Here is a 1,648-nt window from a genome sequence, read left to right as displayed (position 1 = left end):
GCCGCTTTTACCAACAAGGTATGCGGGCTTCAACCCTTATACAGTCTATCTCGTAGACCTCTTTGTCACCCCCCCAGGAAGATTATGGCAAATTTTTTCAACAAATTGCCGCATACTCTCACCAAAGTTGTTCAATTCTCCTCAATAGAAAAAAAACAAGATAAAATACTGCTTTGGAAGCACTAAACCTCTCCCAACTAACCTTAAACTTCCAAGGGTTAGGGTAAGAATCGGTCGAACTTATCCGAGCAAAAGAATTAGCCGATCGGGAAAAATAGTCAGACTAGATCGACCTTTATCAATGACATCTTTACCGGGCTAAATATTATCGCTGCTACAATTTTTAAATTATTGAAGGGTAGCGTTTCCGTATTTTTAGCAGAGGGAACAGCAGATTTATTTTTAGGTAACTTAGAACAATTTTTAGAATCTCACATCAAGCGTTGATCGGACTCATAAAAAAAGGCGTTCTATTGGTTAGCAATTCAAAATGACGCTGTAGGTATTTCACGACAACCTGCTGATAGTGAAATCCCAATCAGAATTTTGGCAAGCCATACAATCTTTAACCCGACGCAGCTTAGTGGAAAAACTGTTAGTAGGAACGCGATCGATGTTTCTTCTCGATCCCGTATTCAAAGCATACATTCAGTGCAAGTTAAATCTTATATAAGCTATGGGTAACTTCACCCGATCGCAACCGAATTCAACCACAGAGTTACTCTTTTCTTTTCTACATCGATCGCATAAAAGCATTCACCGCATCATATCGATCGGCCATCCGCGAATAAAACTCGATCGCAAATCCAACTCTGGCAAAAGTTCGCTCTTGCTAACCAACTCATATCTCGTTGGACGCAAGCAATAAACCGAAATTACCCCAGCCTCCCAAAACCAAACCTCCTGCACTCCCACCCGACGATAGATTTCCAGCGTATCAATTCCACCACTGGTTACTGTCACCTCGATCGCCAAATCAGGAACTGACTGGCGCGTACCCAAACAGTAAGACTCATCTGGTTCCTTCCGTAGGCCCAATTCCTGTATCCCGATGGTTGTATTACCGCGTGCATAAAAACCGAGGTTTTTCATCCGCATATAAATCTCTAAAAGCTGGTCTAAAGTTTTTTTCGGTTCTTCACGATCCTCAGATAAAAAAGCCAAAATTTCTAAACACGCATCCAAATAAGTTAAACGTGTCCCAGTTCCTGCCAAATCTGCATCCAACTTTTCCAGAGTCTCCAATGTCACGTTTGACAGGAAGGCTCCACCTGTACCCAATCCTGCTTTAGAAATTGTGACAACCATCTGACTTACCTTTCACCATCTCTTTTTAATAAGATAGCAATTGCTATTTTTAGTAGGACTTACGCATGGAACCCAGAAACGGGGTTTTTTATGATGAAAAGACGCTTGGCAGCCCGTAGAGTCGGTAAGTAAAAAACCCCGTTTCTTTGATAGGAGTGCGCGAACAGTTTATGTTTGTAGTTGCGCTTTATTCGCCAACGGCTCCATGCGTCCAGGACTGTCTCTAAAAATATTTTTCCTCAAACAAAAAGCGCCCCTATTACTAGGGGCGCTTTTTGTTATTAATCAAAAGCTAAAACTTAGCCGTTGATAGAAGGAGCAACCATTGCTACGGGAGTTG

General features: G+C 41.9%; 1 protein-coding gene. It reads right to left on the bottom strand.

Annotated elements, in window-relative coordinates:
- Positions 1–756: 756 nt before the first annotated feature.
- The gene (locus tag QUA80_RS33495) at positions 757–1,308 is read right to left on the bottom strand and encodes a Uma2 family endonuclease (RefSeq protein WP_333429202.1); all 552 of its coding nucleotides are present in this window, start codon (positions 1,306–1,308) and stop codon (positions 757–759) included.
- Between the last annotated feature and the right edge of the window lie 340 nt (positions 1,309–1,648).

Origin of the sequence: Microcoleus sp. F4-D5, from assembly GCF_036704885.1 — a bacterium.
Lineage (GTDB): Bacteria > Cyanobacteriota > Cyanobacteriia > Cyanobacteriales > Microcoleaceae > Microcoleus.
This window is presented reverse-complemented; position numbering and strand designations above follow the sequence as displayed.

Excerpts from the sequence above, each read along its gene's own strand:
- QUA80_RS33495 (WP_333429202.1), bottom strand. The coding sequence starts at position 1,308 with ATGGTTGTCACAATTTCTAAAGCAGGATTGGGTACAGGTGGAGCCTTC.